The 16,895-nt window shown below is 44.8% G+C and carries 15 protein-coding genes; 1 reads left to right on the top strand and 14 read right to left on the bottom strand.

Translation table 11 applies throughout. The features are described 5' to 3' along the window. Window positions 1–27: 27 nt before the first annotated feature. The 12 genes from hemB to lonB all read right to left on the bottom strand — a co-directional run bounded on the left by hemB (window position 28) and on the right by lonB (window position 13,869). Window positions 28–1,020 (bottom strand): porphobilinogen synthase, encoded by a 993-nt coding sequence (hemB, locus tag GC098_RS18840; RefSeq protein ID WP_171644799.1) that lies wholly within the window; start codon window positions 1,018–1,020, stop codon window positions 28–30. Between the two features lie 68 nt (window positions 1,021–1,088). Further along, a complete protein-coding gene (cobA, locus tag GC098_RS18845) occupies window positions 1,089–2,621 on the bottom strand; it encodes a uroporphyrinogen-III C-methyltransferase (protein WP_171644800.1) in 1,533 nt (510 codons plus the stop codon). A gap of 5 nt (window positions 2,622–2,626) precedes the next feature. Continuing rightward, complete coding sequence (gene hemC / locus GC098_RS18850) at window positions 2,627–3,574, bottom strand: hydroxymethylbilane synthase (protein WP_171644801.1); 948 nt, start codon at window positions 3,572–3,574, stop codon at window positions 2,627–2,629. Window positions 3,575–3,660: 86 nt separating this feature from the next. Then, window positions 3,661–4,326 carry a precorrin-2 dehydrogenase/sirohydrochlorin ferrochelatase family protein gene (locus GC098_RS18855; protein WP_171644802.1) on the bottom strand — a complete coding sequence of 222 codons (666 nt, stop codon included), beginning with the start codon at window positions 4,324–4,326 and terminating at the stop codon, window positions 3,661–3,663. Between the two features lie 5 nt (window positions 4,327–4,331). Then, window positions 4,332–5,162, bottom strand: a complete 831-nt coding sequence (locus GC098_RS18860; protein ID WP_171644803.1) for a cytochrome C assembly family protein — start codon at window positions 5,160–5,162, stop codon at window positions 4,332–4,334. A gap of 33 nt (window positions 5,163–5,195) precedes the next feature. Continuing rightward, window positions 5,196–6,599: a glutamyl-tRNA reductase gene (gene hemA, locus GC098_RS18865; protein WP_171644804.1), complete on the bottom strand. Its 1,404-nt coding sequence runs from the start codon at window positions 6,597–6,599 to the stop codon at window positions 5,196–5,198. A 155-nt stretch (window positions 6,600–6,754) separates the two neighbouring features. Further along, window positions 6,755–7,291, bottom strand: coding sequence for an S-adenosylmethionine decarboxylase (locus GC098_RS18870; RefSeq protein WP_171644805.1), 537 nt, complete (start codon window positions 7,289–7,291; stop codon window positions 6,755–6,757). Between the two features lie 126 nt (window positions 7,292–7,417). After that, window positions 7,418–7,825, bottom strand: coding sequence for an adenosylmethionine decarboxylase (gene speD / locus GC098_RS18875; protein WP_057306176.1), 408 nt, complete (start codon window positions 7,823–7,825; stop codon window positions 7,418–7,420). A gap of 252 nt (window positions 7,826–8,077) precedes the next feature. Continuing rightward, window positions 8,078–8,665 (bottom strand): non-ribosomal peptide synthetase module, encoded by a 588-nt coding sequence (locus GC098_RS18880; protein WP_171644806.1) that lies wholly within the window; start codon window positions 8,663–8,665, stop codon window positions 8,078–8,080. A gap of 245 nt (window positions 8,666–8,910) precedes the next feature. Continuing rightward, window positions 8,911–9,570: a ribosome biogenesis GTP-binding protein YihA/YsxC gene (gene yihA / locus GC098_RS18885; protein ID WP_171644807.1), complete on the bottom strand. Its 660-nt coding sequence runs from the start codon at window positions 9,568–9,570 to the stop codon at window positions 8,911–8,913. Window positions 9,571–9,593: 23 nt separating this feature from the next. Beyond that, a complete protein-coding gene (lon, locus tag GC098_RS18890) occupies window positions 9,594–11,939 on the bottom strand; it encodes an endopeptidase La (RefSeq protein WP_171644808.1) in 2,346 nt (781 codons plus the stop codon). Window positions 11,940–12,150: 211 nt separating this feature from the next. Beyond that, window positions 12,151–13,869, bottom strand: coding sequence for an ATP-dependent protease LonB (gene lonB / locus GC098_RS18895; protein WP_171644809.1), 1,719 nt, complete (start codon window positions 13,867–13,869; stop codon window positions 12,151–12,153). Window positions 13,870–14,125: 256 nt separating this feature from the next. Here lonB and GC098_RS18900 point away from each other — a divergent pair, with 256 nt between their 5' ends. After that, entirely contained in the window at window positions 14,126–14,800 is a 675-nt protein-coding gene (locus GC098_RS18900; protein WP_171644810.1) for an N-acetylmuramoyl-L-alanine amidase family protein, read from the top strand. Here the strand turns inward: GC098_RS18900 and GC098_RS18905 are convergent. Together GC098_RS18905 and ispG are read right to left on the bottom strand one after the other, a co-directional pair. Next, window positions 14,793–15,611 carry a divergent polysaccharide deacetylase family protein gene (locus GC098_RS18905; protein ID WP_171644811.1) on the bottom strand — a complete coding sequence of 273 codons (819 nt, stop codon included), beginning with the start codon at window positions 15,609–15,611 and terminating at the stop codon, window positions 14,793–14,795. The two genes, GC098_RS18900 and GC098_RS18905, sit on opposite strands and share 8 nt — an antisense overlap. Before the next feature lie 179 nt (window positions 15,612–15,790). Beyond that, window positions 15,791–16,888, bottom strand: a complete 1,098-nt coding sequence (gene ispG, locus GC098_RS18910) for a flavodoxin-dependent (E)-4-hydroxy-3-methylbut-2-enyl-diphosphate synthase (RefSeq protein WP_171644812.1) — start codon at window positions 16,886–16,888, stop codon at window positions 15,791–15,793. Window positions 16,889–16,895: the final 7 nt, after the last annotated feature.

A 16,895-nucleotide genomic window follows, 5' to 3' on the forward strand; every position in this document is an offset into this window, starting at 1 on the left:
AGGTGAATGGCTCTATTTGGAAATCTGCTATTTTTTCAAATAACGAGCAATATCTTTTGCGAAATAAGTCAAGATGATATCAGCACCAGCACGTTTGAAGCTCGTCATTGTTTCCATCACGATAGCCTCTTCATTAACCCAGCCCTGCATGGCCGCAGCCTTAATCATCGAATATTCTGCACTCACATTATAGGCAACAACCGGCAAATCGAAGTTATCCTTCAGCATCCGAATGATGTCCATATAAGCAAGAGCTGGTTTCACCATAAGGAAATCAGCGCCCTCTGCAACGTCACTTTCCGCTTCACGCAAGGCTTCACGTCCGTTAGCTGGATCCATTTGATACGTCTTGCGGTCTCCGAATTGTGGTGTTGAATCCACAGCATCTCGGAATGGACCGTAATAAGCTGATGCATATTTAACGGAATAGGCCATAATCGGTGTATTCTCGTAGCCAGCTTCATCTAATCCTGAACGAATAGCATGTACATAACCGTCCATCATATTGGAAGGAGCGATAATATCAGCACCCGCTTTGGCTTGCGATACAGCCGTACGAACCAACAGCTCCAAGGAAGCATCATTTGCCACATCCGCCTGTCCCGTAACCGGATGATGATGAATAACACCACAGTGACCTGTATCCGTAAACTGACAAAGACACGTATCGGCAATAATGAGCAAATTCGGGTTCAATTCTTTGATCAAACGAGTTGCTTGCTGCACAATACCGTCATTCATAAAAGCGGATGTTCCTTTTGCATCTTTATGATCCGGAACACCAAACAAAAGAATAGCTTGAATGCCAAGCTTTGTAATTTCTTCGATCTCTTCTTGCACTCTGTCTAAAGAAAAATGATAGACACCTGGCATCGAAGCAATTTCTGACTTGATGTTCGTACCATGTGTTACAAAAATCGGTTGTACAACATCGTGAACAGTCACATGATTTTCACGTACCAAATTACGAATAGCAGCATTGCCGCGTAAGCGGCGATTACGAACGATAGGGAAACTCATGAAGAATTCCGCCTCCTTATTGGCGTTCAGATGCAGCTCCTTAAGAAGCTGCATCTGAGGCATTTTTATTATTTATGTTTAGCAATACTTAGTACTAATGATGCAACAGTAGCCTCTTCAGCCATATACGTAACCGGCAGTCCACATTGACTTGCTGTCTCTGCAGTTTTGGGTCCAATACAAGCAATTTCAACCCCTTGCAGCAAGGATAGCGGTTCTTCCACACCCAACTGACGCAAAGCTTCAAGTAAATTTGTAACCGTAGATGAGCTTGTAAAAGTTATGATATGAATGCTTTGATTTTGCAGAAGATGAATAATTTCATCCCCATCTTCTGTTGTAAGTACATTTTCGTAGACATCGACTTCGGTTACTTCCAGACCGAGATCTTTGAGCTTAGCAGGCATATAATCACGCGCCAGGTCAGCCGTAGGTAATAGCACCTTTTGACCGGCTTTCAAATCTGCTTGAATGGCTTCCAGGATACCCTCGCCTTGATATTTGGCCGGGAGTACATCCGCAATGATGCCACGTTCAGCTAGCGCTTCAGCTGTCTTCGGGCCTACGGCTGCAATGCGAGCTTTCCCCATTTTGCGAACATCAATCCCTTTTTCACGCAGCCTGCGGAAAAAATACTCCACACCGTTTACGCTTGTCAGTAGCACCCAGTCAAATTCATGAAGCTTGTCTAGCGCCAGATCCAATGCTTGAATGGCCTCAGGGCGACTTGGCGGTTGTAATCGAATAACTGGGAATTCGACCGCTTCTCCACCCATGTCATCGATTAAATCCACAAGCTCGCTTGCTTGACTTCTAGCTCTTGTGACAAGCACTCGACGCCCGAAGAGCGGCTTCTTCTCAATCCAGGCCAGCTTCTCACGCAGCTTAACAACTTCACCAACGATAATAACGGCCGGTGATTTGAAATTAGCTTCTCTTACCTTCTCCGTAATATCAGCCAAGGTTCCCGTAATCGTTTCTTGATCTGCCCATGTTCCCCATCTGACGAGCGCAACAGGCATTTCTGGCGGTTTGCCGCAGCGAATCAATTCGCGACAAATTTGTTCAAGATTCGCTACACCCATCAAGAAGACCATGGTGCCGATCGCCTTAGCCAGATGCTCCCAGTCCAAACTGGAATAAGTCTTATTCGGGTATTCATGACCGGTAATAATCGCAAAGGATGAAGTGAAGTCGCGATGTGTGACTGGAATACCCGCATAGGTAGGAACCGCAATCGAGGATGTGATACCTGGAATAATATCGAAGATCACATCGTTATCTGCGAGCAGCTCCGCTTCCTCGCCCACTCGACCGAATACGCTGGGATCGCCGCCTTTGAGACGAGTCACAACTTTCCCCTGAAGAGCTAGATCTACGAGCAATTGATTAATTTCTTCTTGCTTTAGTATATGTTTGTCCGGAAGCTTGCCGACAAAGATCAGCTCAGCTTCCGGTCTACGATGTTTGAGTAGACGAGGGTTGGCCAGCCGATCATAAACGATAACATCGGCTTTCTGAATGGCTTCCATACCGCGAACCGAGATGAGTTTAGGATCTCCGGGACCGGCACCAACGAGATAGACTCTTCCTTTGTTCACGATGCTCACTTCCTTACCTCAGCCAGGATACGTTCTGCACCTTGCGCGATAAGCTTATCGGCGACAAGTAAACCTAGCGCTTCCGGATCGCTCCCGGAAGCCGTTTCCTTGAGCATGGTGACGCCGTCCGGCGTACCGACCATGCCCGTTAACGTGAGCAGCGGCATCTCTGATCCGCTGCTGTCTTCGCTTATGCTCGCGTAAGCGCCGAGCGGCACCTGGCAGCCTCCATTGAGTCTGCCTAGGAAAGCCCGCTCCGCTCGCACCGCGAGCGCAGTTGGCTCATGCTGGAACCTGCCCAGCAGGTCCAGCATGAAGGCGTCGCCGCCCCGGCACTCGATGCACAGCGCCCCCTGCCCTACGGCAGGGAGGCAGATCTCGGGCGGCAAGTACGCGCTGATGCGATCCTGCCAGCCGATCCGGTGCAAACCGGCCGCGGCAAGCAGAATCGCATCGAAGTTCTCATCATCGAGCTTGCGCAGCCTCGAATCAATGTTCCCGCGGACCGACTCGATGCGGAGGTCCGGGCGGAGGTGCTGCAGCTGGCTAGCGCGCCGCAGCGAGCTGGTACCGACGAGCGCGCCTTGCGGCAGCTCGTCCAGGGAGCGGTGCCCGCGTGTGATCAGCGCATCGCGCGGATCCTCACGCTTCGGCACTGCTCCTACAACCAGCCCTTCGGGTAACTCGAAGGGCATATCTTTCATGCTGTGGACGGCCATGTCGATGTCGCCGTCCACGAGTGCCTGTTCGATTTCCTTGACGAACAGACCCTTACCCCCTACCTTGGACAAGGTGACGTCCAGTATGCGGTCGCCCTTCGTGACAATTTTCTTTATTTCAAATTGACAAGCAATCCCATGTTCAGCTGCAAGCTGTTTTAAGAGCTCCACAACTTGCCCTGTCTGAGTAAGTGCCAACGCGCTTTGCCTAGTTCCTACGATGATTGTTCTCATCTCTACCCGCCTCCCTGTACTTGCTGCCCGATATCCTTGATAGCTGACCAGGCAGATAGATCCGTACCTCTATCTCCAACTTACCCCTACATCCAAGGTTCTTTCTCTAAGGTTATGTAGAGCTTCTCTTTCCAACTCTCAAACGTACCGCCTCGTATTTTGGCGAGCACGTCCCATTCAAGCATCTCTTTAAATACACGTTGTCTAGCTTGTTTATCGGCCACCCTACTCTGAATCAATAACCGCAAATCACTAAGGAAATCGAGGTAAGTTTCATACTCCTCACCATAAGCGTTGTCTAATTCTTGAGCGATTTTACGAGCAGCCGAAGGGCTAGCTCCACCTGTTGAAACCGCAATAACTAACTTCCCTCTTCGAACAACAGAAGGCACGATGAAGGAGCTCAATTGAGGTTGATCAACAACGTTGACTAGCTGCCCCTGTCGTGATGCTATTTCATGAACGTGAGCATTAACTTTCGCATCATTCGTTGCAGCTACAACCAAGATGTAGGAAGCAAAATCTGAGCTTTCGTCGATCATGATCGATGGATGGAACGTTTGCCTATACAGAACCACTTCAGCATGGTTCTCCATCTCAATAATCCCCTCAGTAAATTCTGTGCTTACGATCGTTACACGGGCACCTGCTTGCAGAAGTGATTTCACCTTTCGTTCAGCCACAGCCCCGCCGCCGACAACTAAACATCGGCGTCCAGACAGATTCATCATAATTGGATAGGGATGATTCATCGTCGTTAGCTCCATATCCAGCCATGAAAACCTGAAACCAGATTAGAAACCACAAAATTGAGAACAACAATCAAGAATGCCGCGAGGTTCCATGCTGCCAGCTTATTACCCGAAATACGCATAGAATGCTGCTGGAATAAATAGAAAGCATACGCAGCCAATACAAAAAATGAATTAATCACCTTAGGATCATAAAGTAAATTACGATCACCCTCCAGTACAACCCAGACCACACCCAGACTTAAAGCCATAAGAAGCAATGGTGCTCCGATAATAACGGAAAGATAAGTGTAATGCTCAATTTTCTCAAGTGACGGTAATCTCATAACCGTTTGAGAAAATTTCTTCGCTTTCAACATTTTGTGTAAAAACACATACATGCCTGAGAAAATAGCTGCAATCGAGAATGCCACGTAACTGCCAATCGCTAGGGTAATATGGATAAATAATAGCTCATCATTGATGTCCCAATCGGGCTTAATTGGCGTGACATTCGGATTACCAAATACATTCAAAGCCAAAATGGCAAAACCAAGTACATTCACAAAAAATACAAACAATTCAATGCGGAAAAATCGGTTAATCAACAGTGAAATCGTGACAATCAACCACGAAAACATAAAAAGTACGTCCGACCGGGCAAATGCCCATTCCGTCAAATGACCGTACAAGTTAATTCCTAAGTAAGCGGTTTGTAGAACCCATACAAACAAAAGCAGCCCCGTCCCCATCCGTTTCGCGCTTCGGTTCGCATTAGCGAAATCCGAAAAGTAAAACAATAGGCTCAGGGCATACATATAAATCATCGCATCAAACAACCAGCTACGTGTTACCATGGCACCTCTCCTAGGCGATTAGCGCCCTTTTCTTCAAGATTGGGCTAGAACATCAGCGTTCTGTAAACTAAGCACGGATAACTTGTCATCCAGCATTTGCTTAGCTTCAACTGCTTTATGCCCGGCTTCTAGTTCTTGTGCTAACTGATTGGCTTGCTCTTGTTGTTCAAGGGTCTCTTCCAGGGCAAACAGTTTCGTGAATAGCTCAAGCGCTTCATCACCATGACGCTCTCCCGCCATTTCCTTAATTCGAAGGATCGGGTCTCGCAGCACTTGATTCACAATGCTTTTCGTCAATTTACGAATAACTTTAATTTCACGTTCATCTAGGTCAGGCAGCTTCTTTAGCATGTTATCCATCGTCTCTTCGTGGATCTGACTCGCTTTCGTTTGAAGAGCACTAATGACTGGACTTACGCCTAGTGTCTTCGTCCATTGTTCGAAAACACCCATTTCAGACTCAATCATCGTTTCAATCTTTGCTGCTTCTTTCTTTCTCTCTTGCAAATGCTTATCTACGATATTCTCCAGATCATCGATATCATAAAGAAAAACATTAGGTAAGCCGCTAATTTGTGGATCTAGATCACGAGGTACAGCAATGTCCATCATGAAAAGCGGACGTGATTTTCTCTTTTGAACATAGGACTGAATATCATTCTTCGTAAGAACATATCCCGGAGCGCCTGTCGAGCTAATAATAATATCCACTTCCGCTAAATGCTCCAGCATGTTATCCATGGTACATGGAATGCCGTTAAATTTCCGGGCCAATTCTGCTGCACGTTCAAACGTACGGTTAACCACGATAACTTTGTTAGCGCCATTCGCGTAAAGGTGCTTCACAGTGAGTTCGCTCATCTTACCAGCACCAATGATCATAACAGTCTTGTTCATGTAGGTACCGAATATTCGTTTACCAAGTTCCACCGCGGCGTAGCTGACGGAAACTGGATTATTGCTAATGCCTGTTTCGGAGTGTGCTTTTTTGGCAAGTGTCACGGATTGCTTAAACAACGTATTGAAATAAGCTCCAGTTGCTTTCATATTTTGAGATGATAAAAAAGCATCCCGCACTTGTCCTAGAATTTGGGTTTCCCCTATAACCATGGAATCTAAACCGCTTGTTACGCGGAATAAATGTTCAATCGCTTTTTCATTTTCATACATATATAAATGCTTTTGGAATTGATCCTTACTGACTTGGAACCAACGTTCAATGAAGTGTGTCAAGTAATGACTGCACATCTGCGGTCGATCCACAACAGCGTAGATTTCCGTGCGATTGCAGGTGGCGACAATTACACACTCCAATATGCTTTTCGTGTCTTTCAATTCTGCCAATGCCTTAGGTAAATCCTGCTCAGAAAAAGCGAACTTCTCCCGAATTTCTACCGGGGCCGTACGATAATTCAAGCCAAGTGCGATAATATGCAAAGGTACCACCTGCCTTTCCGTCTATTTCTATGAACCATTATAGCACAGCAAAACAAGCAATCCGACAAATTTTTTGTATAATTTATGAATGCTTCATTCTGCTCGTTAGTTTTAACAGCATTCCGTTCCTATATACCTCTATTGGCACAAACTCTTTATTGAAGTGCTTTTTTCCGTATAAAAGAGGTTAAATTTCGATCTAACTCAGTCAGCTTCGTATTTTGGGACGAAACAATATCGCCATTCGAAGCCATGAGTTTCTCATACAGATCGTACAGACTCTTGTACTGAACCCAAACTTCCTTCAAAGTCTGGATTTCATCTGGCTTTAACGTTCGCTCTCCCCCCACCTGCAGGCGCTTCAAGTACTGTGTTAGCTGGGTCATACTGTCCAGTGAAGTCAGATATTCGCTTCCTCCAACAGCAAGCACCATGCGTTCATGCGTATAACTAGCCGAGTAAAGGGCTTGTTGAACCGCAACCAATCCTTCGGTATCTTTGCTTTGAGCAGCTTCCTCCAGATAGCTCTTCAGAAGTTCCATCTGAAACAGAGATACTTGATACAGTAGATGGGTAGCGTCATGCTCTTCTTTATGAGGACCAAGTATTTGAATGAGCTGATAGATAGGCCAGATGATGAGAAATAGTACAATACTGTAAATTACTGCTTTTCTAACTATTTTCTGTTTCAAATCCGTTCCCCCAGTTCATGTTTGCTTCATGTTCGGACATGTGTCGCAATAACATTGTATGGGTATCTGGACAAACAAATAACCACGGATTTCTCCGTGGTTATCGTTATTGTTATGCGCAGACTCTTATTTAACAAGCTCTGCTTGCTTCATTTCAGGAGTTTCTACTTGCAGTTCACCCATTCCGCGAACTAATTTCTTCGCATAGAATGTTTCTGGTTTCAATACGGATACCATAAAGTCAATTGCTAATTGAGGGTCCACTGTCTCACCGCATGTATAACAGTCAAGCGCGGCAAAACCTCTCTCAGGATAAGTATGAATGGAGAGATGACTCTCGGACAACATAACAAGTACAGTTGCTCCTTGTGGTTCAAATTGCTTGGATTGTACAGATAGTACGGTTGCTCCGCATACCTCGGCAGCTTCTACCATCTGAGCTTGCAGCCAATCTGCATTGTTCAGAAGTTCGAAATCTACCCCCCAAGTATCTACAGCAACGTGTCTTCCGAAAGTTGAGTATTCTGTTTCCATCTTTCGGTTCCCCCTTCCTAGGAATAAAATGTCTGAAAAAAATTTCATCCGCTAGGACCTACGTCATTCACTTCCCGAGGGTATTATCTCTCGCAACATTCAATGTCCTGAGTGAATCCTGGTTCCTATATTGTTTCAACGAGAATAAAAATAACATCTATCGACGAGAAATGCAATAGTTTTTTTTGCTAAATGTCTTAAAACAAAAAAGACCCTATAAAGGGTCTATTGTAATTGTGGGTATATGTGTAGTTAAGCCTCCAATATAAACAAACGATGCGTTAGCTCATTGAGGCGAGTGTCAATCTGTTGATGTTCTTCCTGCTGCTGCAGCATATTACGCAAATCTAAAAGATGGTTAATTTGATCGTAGATCATTTCAATCTCTTGCTCGACTTCTCTCTTTTGGAACATTTGCTGCATGAGACCAATGGTGTCTTTGTACTCATAGATAACGGTCAACAATTGCCCTTTGACTTCCTCGATTTTAACGACGGTTCCACGTTCGTAGTAGTAAACCATTGTATAACTAGGGTAAATTCGGTTTACTGTTGCGCTTCCTTTAAACTCTGACACTGCTTTACGCATCAAATTAGCAAGTAAGGTGTTACTTAATCTGCAGGATCCTGTGCATTCATATAGGCCCGATTTCTTCTCAAATGAAAGGACGATTTCCTGACCTGCTCCATCTTGAAAAACAACCTCTTGGTTGCCATTTTCCAAGACTTTCACTTGCAATGTCACTTGATGATCCACAAACATTTGAAAAAACCTGAACATCTCGGCTTCTGTTAACTGGAGGCAGGTTTTGACATATTCAGTCGCTAACCTTTGTGCCATAAAAATCCCTCGATTCTTTGTTTTCAAGCCATTAACTATTACCTTGTTTATTATTATACTACATGCGTCTCTAATATTCCTGCGTGCATTTCATTATAATCAGCCAAATATTCTGAAAAAACCAAGGAATTACGGAATGCCAGCAAATTTTCCCCAGTAAACCTCGCTTTCCCGTATGCTTCTTCTTGATTTTCTCTGTCTTTTGACGTCCTCCTTATCCTTACACAAAAAAACCGCCCTATGAATCAGGACGGTTCTTGTTCTTTATCTTGTTCTTGCTGGATCTCAAGTTCATTTGCTTCTTCAGGCTCTGGCTCTCCATAAGCAATAGCTTGCTCTAGAATCCCCCACAGCTCGTCTTTGCCGAGCCCAAGCTCTGAAGAAAACATCAACGGCTGGACACCCTTATCCATCCCCAGTGTTTCTCGAACAATCTTGATATGCTTCGGCCATCTGCTTTTCGGGATCTTATCGGCCTTGGTCGCAACGACGATGACTGGCACATCATTATGTCTTAGCCACTCGTACATAGCCTGATCATCTTTGGAAGGAGGATGCCGCAAATCAACTAATTGCATAACAAGGCGCAGTGTTTCTCGATTCATTAAGTAACTCTCAATGAATTTCCCCCACTGCTCCCGTTTAGTTTTGGAAACTTTGGCGTAGCCATAACCTGGAAGATCTACGAAATATAAGTCCTGGTTGATTTTATAATAGTTAAGCGTTTGGGTTTTGCCGGGCTGTGAGCTGGTTCTGGCCAAATTTTTGCGGGATATCAAACAGTTAATGAGTGAGGATTTCCCGACATTAGAACGCCCTGCCAGAGCAATCTCTGGCAAGGCATCCTCTGGATACTGGCTAGGTCCAACCGCACTGATAATAAACTCAGCTTGATTGACTTTCATGGATGTTCAACTACTTTCTATCGTTATCCGACTTGCACGGGAGGCTTATTTTTGACAAGTGCATGTTCAAGCACTTGATCCATATGGCTGACTGGAATGAAGGTCATCTCGGCGCGGACACTTTCTGGAATTTCGATGATGTCTTTCTCATTATCCTGAGGCAGCAGGATGGTACGGATACCAGCTCGATGTGCAGCGAGCGCCTTTTCTTTGAGTCCTCCGATTGGAAGTACTCGGCCGCGCAATGTAATTTCACCTGTCATAGCAACCACACGAGAAACAGGAATATTCGTCAATGCTGAAATCAATGCCGTTGCCATCGTAATTCCTGCGGACGGACCATCCTTTGGAATGGCGCCTTCCGGGATGTGAATATGGATATCGTTCTTCTCATGAAAGTCAGGTGCAATGCCGAACACATCAGCCCTCGTGCGTGTATAACTGAAAGCAGCTTGAGCAGATTCCTTCATCACATCACCGAGTTTACCTGTCAAAGTCAATTTGCCTGTTCCAGGCATAACGGTGACCTCAATAACTAAGGTATCCCCGCCAACTTCTGTCCAAGCAAGGCCTGTCACAGCACCTATTTGATCTTTCTCTTCTGCTACATTATAGCGGAACTTGCTCGGTCCTAGATAGTCCTTCAAGTTTTCTTCCGTTACATGTACCGGAGTAGTTGGGTCAGATACGATCTTTTTAGCCGCTTTACGATTCATACCTGCGACCTGCTGCTCTAAATTACGAACGCCCGCCTCACGTGTATATTCACGAACGATTTTCATTAAAGCATCTTCATCTACAACAAGTTGGTCTTCTTCTAAACCATGGTCACGCTTCTGTTTAGGCAGCAAATACTTTTTCGCAATTTGAAGCTTCTCAATCTCTGTGTAGCCAGGAATGTAGAGAACCTCCATCCGATCTAACAGAGGGCGAGGAATATTGTGAACAGCATTCGCCGTTGTCACGAACATGACATTGGACAAGTCAAACGGAACTTCAATGAAATGATCACTAAAAGTGCTATTCTGCTCGGGATCAAGAACTTCAAGTAATGCCGAAGCCGGATCGCCGCGGAAATCCATTGCCATTTTATCAATTTCGTCTAGCAAGAAAACAGGATTATTCGTACCAGCGTTCTTCATCCCCTGGATAATCCGTCCCGGCATAGCCCCAACATACGTACGGCGATGACCGCGAATCTCAGCTTCATCTCTGACCCCGCCAAGCGAGATTCGAATGAACTGTCTTCCCATAGATCTAGCAATCGAACGAGCAATGGAGGTTTTACCAACGCCCGGAGGACCAACTAAACAAAGGATAGGTCCTTTCAGCTTCTTAACAAGCTTCTGTACCGCTAGATACTCAAGTACCCGCTCCTTTGGTTTATCAAGGCCGAAATGATCCTCGTTCAAGATTTCCTCGGCCTTATCCAAATCCAAGTCATCGTCCGTGTTTTTGGACCAAGGCAGTCCTAGCAGCCAATCAATATAGTTGCGGATGACGCCTCCCTCGGCAGAGGTTGCTGGCATCTTCTCTAGACGGTCGATTTCCTTCTCAACCTTCTCGCGCACTTTATCTGGCAATTCGGCTTCCGTCAACTGGTTGCGTAGGTCATCTACTTCACCTGCGCGGCCTTCCTTATCGCCAAGTTCCTTCTGGATGGCTTTCATCTGTTCGCGAAGGTAGTACTCCTTCTGCGTTTTTTCCATTTGTTTCTTAACACGTTGACTAATTTTACGTTCAAGTTCAAGCACTTCTCGCTCATTGTTCAAGATATTGAGCATTTTCTCGAGACGCTCACGCACATCTACGGTCTCCAGAATCTCTTGTTTATCCTTAATTTTGAGCGATAAATGGCTGCATATGACATCTGCTAAACGGCCTGGTTCATCAATGTCCGATACAGCAGCAAGCGTTTCTGGTGTAACCTTTTTCGACAAATTAATGTAATGCTCGAATTGGCTTAGTACACTTCGCATGAGCGCATCGATCTCAGAATCGGTGATTTCTTGCTCCGGTAACTCCTTAGCCGTGACTTCATAATATTCATCATTCACAAGGTATTCAACAATCTCAGCACGCAATACGCCTTCTACTAAGACACGAATGGTTCCATTCGGTAGTTTCAGCATTTGCCTTACCTTAGCAATTGTCCCGATGCGATAAATATCCTCTTTGGCAGGTTCTTCTATGTTGATCTCTGATTGAGAGCAGAGGAGAATCATGCTGTCATCCACCATTGCCCGCTCGAGTGCTTTAACCGACTTTTCTCGCCCTACATCCAGATGTAGAACCATGCTCGGATAAACCAGCAGTCCCCTAAGAGGCAATAGCGGCAATCTGCGCACCTTGATTTTTCCGGGTCCCATCCTCTGCACCTCCTAATATATGGATCTTCGAACGGAGTTCAAAGTCTCTCCGCTTTATGGATCTTCGAACGGAGTTCGAAGTCTCTCCGCTTTGGATCTTTTAAAGTTATTTATTTCTGTACCCATCGTTGCCCTTTACATTTTATCAAAACTGCAAACAAAACACCAACTGGCACTCTGACGCATCATGTAAGGTTACCTCTACTCTGATTTAAGAGTCAATTGTATGTTGTGAATTAGCATGTAAAATGGGTAAAGACGATGCCGGAATCGTCCTTTCCGAAGCAAAAGGCAAGTGAATCACATTATCATGAAGCTCTAAGCCTAATGCAACTTCCAGCACTTCCTCGATCGAGTCAGCGGCAAGCACCTCTACCCCCGGCAAATTAGCGAACATTTCTTGCCAGTTTTCTTTAGGGATAATGACTTTGGTAGCTCCCGCTTGGAATGCAGCTTCAACCTTTGCTACAACGCCGCCAACGGGTTTAACTTTACCATGAATACTCATTTCCCCCGTCATTGCCAATTTATTATCCACAGGTATTTTATGTATCGCAGATGCAATAGCTGTCGCCATGGAAATGCCTGCAGAAGGTCCATCGATAGGCACTCCGCCTGGGAAATTAATATGCAGATCATAATCTGATGTATTAAATCCAAGTTTGCGAAGAACTGTCAGCACATTTTCCACCGATCCGCGCGCCATACTCTTTCTGCGAATGGTTCGGGAGCCTCCTCCCATTTCCTCTTCATCTACAACACCCGTAATATTAAATTTCCCAGTACCTGCAACGGCAATTGGTATCGCGGTCACTTCGATCTCAAGTAGTGTACCCAAATTTGGACCATACACAGCTAAACCATTGACGAATCCAATTTGCGGTTGTGCTGGTATTTTTCGCTCTGGTCTAGGTGGAATTTGCGATGAATTGACAACCCACTCAATGTCAGCTGCGGTAATCTCATCTCGCTTATCCGTTAAGGCAATACCCGCGGCTAGCTGAATCACGTTCACAGCCTCTCTGCCGTTGGTTGCATATTTCGTTACAACTTGAACAGCAGCTTCACATTTCTTGAAGCCAATCTTATCAAGGGCCTTTCGAGCAATTTCCCCCACCTCACCCGGTAAAAGAGGACGGAAATAAATTTCCAAGCAGCGGGAACGGATAGCTGGAGGAATCTCGCTAGGTGTACGTGTTGTAGCCCCTACTAAACGGAAATCAGCAGGAAGGCCATTTTGAAATATATCATGAATATAGCCTGGAATATTCGTATCCTCAGAGCTATAGTACGCACTCTCTAGAAATACTTTGCGATCTTCCAGCACTTTTAATAATTTGTTCATTTGTGTGGGGTGTAATTCACCGATCTCATCGATAAATAGAATCCCGCCATGCGCTTTTGTTACAGCACCTGGTTTAGGCTGTGGAATCCCCGCAACCCCCATTGCACCAGCACCTTGATAAATAGGATCATGAACTGAACCGATTAACGGATCGGCAATTCCTCTTTCGTCAAAGCGTGCTGTCGTAGCATCGATTTCTGTAAATTTGGAATCCGGACGGAAGGGTGACTCCTGATTTTTCTTAGCTTCTTCTAAAACGACACGAGCCGCAGCCGTTTTACCAACACCAGGCGGACCATAAATAATGACATGCTGCGGATTGGGACCGCATAGCGCAGCTTTTAGGGCTTTCAAGCCTTCAATCTGGCCAACGATATCCTGCATGGAAGACGGCCTTGTTTTCTCTGAAAGCGGTTTTGTTAACGAAATGGATCTCAGTTTTCTTAATTTCTCCAATTCTTTCCTGGACTCTCTATCGACAGCAGACCGATTCGTCTGTTGATTACGCAGCAAATTCCAGAAATACAACCCAATCACAACGGCAAAGAAAACTTGAATTACCATAAGAATAATACTTAAACTCATTTGTCATAACCTCCTAAGAGTTTTCGTTAGAAAACTGTCGTCGTAAGCATTGCTGAGCTTTGCTTTGGCAAAACTGCCATCGTAAGCAATAATTTTGGCTAGCTTCATCAAACAGCTCAGCTTTTTTGTCATAACTTCCATTATTCCCGTGTAAAAGAAGGTTAATCCAATTCATGCAAACTTTTGCGTGATGTATGATAGCCCCCTTACAGAAGAAGGATAAGAGTAGATATTCTTGCAAAAGGACGTGGTTCGATTGAAGCAAAGCTTAATGATTCTGGTACTTTTCCTTTGTCTTTGTAAAACATCAGATGCGTATGCTTTGGCTAATGATCCCTTGCTGCCTAATGCCGATATCATTATCGACGTAGGGCATGGGGGCATTGATAGCGGTGCTTTACACGGTAAATATCAAGAAAAAGATATGAACCTTGCCATATCCAAAAAAACATACAAACTCCTTAAGAAAAAGGGTTATCGCGTCATTATCAACCGAACGGAAGACTACGCATTAAGTGAAGATAACAAGTGGTCGTTCGGTGGAAGACACCGCAAGGATTTAGCGCAGCGTTCCGGACTCGCCAACACCATTAAGCCAAAAATGATGCTAAGCATGCATATTAATTGGTCCCGCAAATCGGATCGAAGAGGACCACTTGTTATTTATCAAAATCAATCGGATAGCATTTTGCTTGCTCAACTTTTGCAGGAATCCCTGAATCGTGTATATGGTATGGAAGAAAAGCCTGTTCTCGGTAAAAAGTATTATGTGCTCAGGCACACGAAGTGCCCAGCAGTTATCGTTGAATTAGGGTTTATTTCCAATAAAACAGACCGCAAGCTGCTGAATGATTCTCATCATCAAGCCAAGCTAGCAAAAGCCATTTCTCAAGCGATAGATCAATACTTTGCCATGATTCATCCTAATTAGCATTTAGCTTCATTGTTTGCGAAATCGGAACAAAGGTAGCTTCCTTTTGAATGATCGGAATAGCCTCTTTGATGACTTGGGCTGTTTTTTTCCCTGGTGGACCCACATGTCCGATCGCGATGACCAAGTCTCGTTGATGGATTAATTTCTTAAACTTCACCATTTGCTTACTGATGTGACTGTATGTGTAAAGATCATCGAAGAAAAGTTGATTCTCTGAATATGGAACTCCACTTTGCCCCGCCAATTTGCCGATTAGGCTTTTTGGAGTCGTACGGCTATCTAATAAAATGAGATTTCTCTCTTTGCAAATTTCAACGAGAATTTTCATCACTCTCTCATCCGCAGTAGCCTTGGATCCCATATGATTATTAATTCCTATTACATAGGGAATATCTTCGATTGCTGCTACGATTCGTTTGTGAATCTCTTCATTCGATAAGTCAGTAGTAATGGCTCCTGGACCTAACCAGCTCTTCTTACCCCTCACAGGCTCCATAGGTAGGTGTAGAATGACTTCATGCCCCTTATCGTGTGCTAATTGAGCATCTTGTTTGGAAGAGGGCAGGAATGGCATGACAGCGACAGTGAAAGGGATGGGGAGATTCATCATCTCTTTGGTGCCGTCCATATTATTGCCAAAGTCATCAATGACAATAGCCACCTTCTTCGCCTTCATCTCAGCTGTAGGCTGTGAAGGCATTGGCACATTCGAGGCACCTGTATGCATGGGTAAAAGAAGCAAAAAAATCCCTACGATTACCGTAAGGGTAATGTGACGAGCAGTCCTATACTTGCTTAGCAAATTCATAGCATCTCCTTGTTTGCATGTAATCGTTAGAAAAACTTACTTCAAATGAACAAGCTTTCCAGTTTTACTCATTATGCTTCTCTTGAGCAACAAATATGCGTGAAAGGTATAAACAAAAAACCGTTAAAAGCACCTCACCCGAGGCACCTTTAACGGCTTCTTCTTTGACATTTATGCTATTAGTGCTTACGTCCTGGAATAACACCAGTTTTTTCATAAGAGTCTACGATGATATCAATTTCTTTCTTCAACTCATTGAGCAGTTCTGCTTCAGGAACCTTACGGATCATTTCTCCATAACGGAAAAGCATGCCTTCACCACGAGCTCCTGCAATACCGATGTCTGCTTCACGTGCTTCCCCTGGACCATTTACCGCACAGCCAAGCACAGATACCTTAATCGGCACTTTGATCTTTGCAATATAATCCTCGACCTCGTTAGCGATTGAGAACAAATCGATATCCAAGCGACCACAAGTAGGACAGGATACAAGAGTTGCAGCATTGGTAATCAAGCCAAATGTTTTGAGCAGCTCGCGAGCTACTTTTATCTCTTCTACTGGGTCCGCGCTAAGTGAAATACGAAGTGTGTTACCAAGTCCCATATTGAGCAGCGTTCCAATACCTGCCGCACTCTTCACAGCCCCTGTAAAGAGCGTTCCAGCCTCTGTAATCCCGAGGTGAAGTGGGTAGTTGAATGCTTTAGCCGCTTGCGAATAAGCTGCAATCGCCATAGGAACATCGGAAGCTTTGAGTGAAACGATAATATCATGGAAATCAAGCTCTTCTAGAATGTTAATGTGGAACAAGGCACTTTCTACCATAGCCTCAGGCGTTGGGTATCCATACTTTTCAAGAAGATGGTTCTCTAGTGAGCCAGCATTGACCCCTATACGAATTGGAATGCCACGTTCCTTACAAGCTTTAACAACCGCTTCTACCTTCTCGCGGCGGCCGATATTACCTGGATTGATACGCACTTTATCGATGCCATTCTCAATAGCAGCAAGCGCTAAGCGATGGTCAAAATGAATATCCGCAACGAGTGGAATATGAATTTGTTTTTTGATTTCTTTGATTGCTTCAGCGGCTTCCTTGTTGTTAACAGTAACACGAACGATTTGGCAGCCTGCTTCTTCCAAACGAAGGATTTCTGCTACTGTTGCCTTGACATCCGCTGTCTTCGTTGTACACATACTTTGCATGATGACTTCATTACTGCCACCGATCGTCAAATCGCCTACACGAACGGCTCGCGTATCTTTTCTATGGAACATTATGGTT

Source organism: Paenibacillus phytorum (assembly GCF_013141715.1).
In the GTDB taxonomy this organism is placed as follows: domain Bacteria; phylum Bacillota; class Bacilli; order Paenibacillales; family NBRC-103111; genus Paenibacillus_E; species Paenibacillus_E phytorum.

Bases quoted from the DNA above. Each gene is read 5' to 3' on its own strand.
- lon (WP_171644808.1), bottom strand. From the start codon at position 11,939: ATGGGACCCGGAAAAATCAAGGTGCGCAGATTGCCGCTATTGCCTCTT.
- hemB (WP_171644799.1), bottom strand. From the start codon at position 1,020: ATGAGTTTCCCTATCGTTCGTAATCGCCGCTTACGCGGCAATGCTGCT.
- lonB (WP_171644809.1), bottom strand. From the start codon at position 13,869: ATGAGTTTAAGTATTATTCTTATGGTAATTCAAGTTTTCTTTGCCGTT.
- speD (WP_057306176.1), bottom strand. From the start codon at position 7,825: ATGGAAACAGAATACTCAACTTTCGGAAGACACGTTGCTGTAGATACT.
- GC098_RS18905 (WP_171644811.1), bottom strand. From the start codon at position 15,611: ATGAATTTGCTAAGCAAGTATAGGACTGCTCGTCACATTACCCTTACG.
- GC098_RS18880 (WP_171644806.1), bottom strand. From the start codon at position 8,665: ATGGCACAAAGGTTAGCGACTGAATATGTCAAAACCTGCCTCCAGTTA.
- hemC (WP_171644801.1), bottom strand. From the start codon at position 3,574: ATGAGAACAATCATCGTAGGAACTAGGCAAAGCGCGTTGGCACTTACT.
- yihA (WP_171644807.1), bottom strand. From the start codon at position 9,570: ATGAAAGTCAATCAAGCTGAGTTTATTATCAGTGCGGTTGGACCTAGC.
- GC098_RS18860 (WP_171644803.1), bottom strand. From the start codon at position 5,162: ATGGTAACACGTAGCTGGTTGTTTGATGCGATGATTTATATGTATGCC.
- ispG (WP_171644812.1), bottom strand. From the start codon at position 16,888: ATGTTCCATAGAAAAGATACGCGAGCCGTTCGTGTAGGCGATTTGACG.
- GC098_RS18855 (WP_171644802.1), bottom strand. From the start codon at position 4,326: ATGAATCATCCCTATCCAATTATGATGAATCTGTCTGGACGCCGATGT.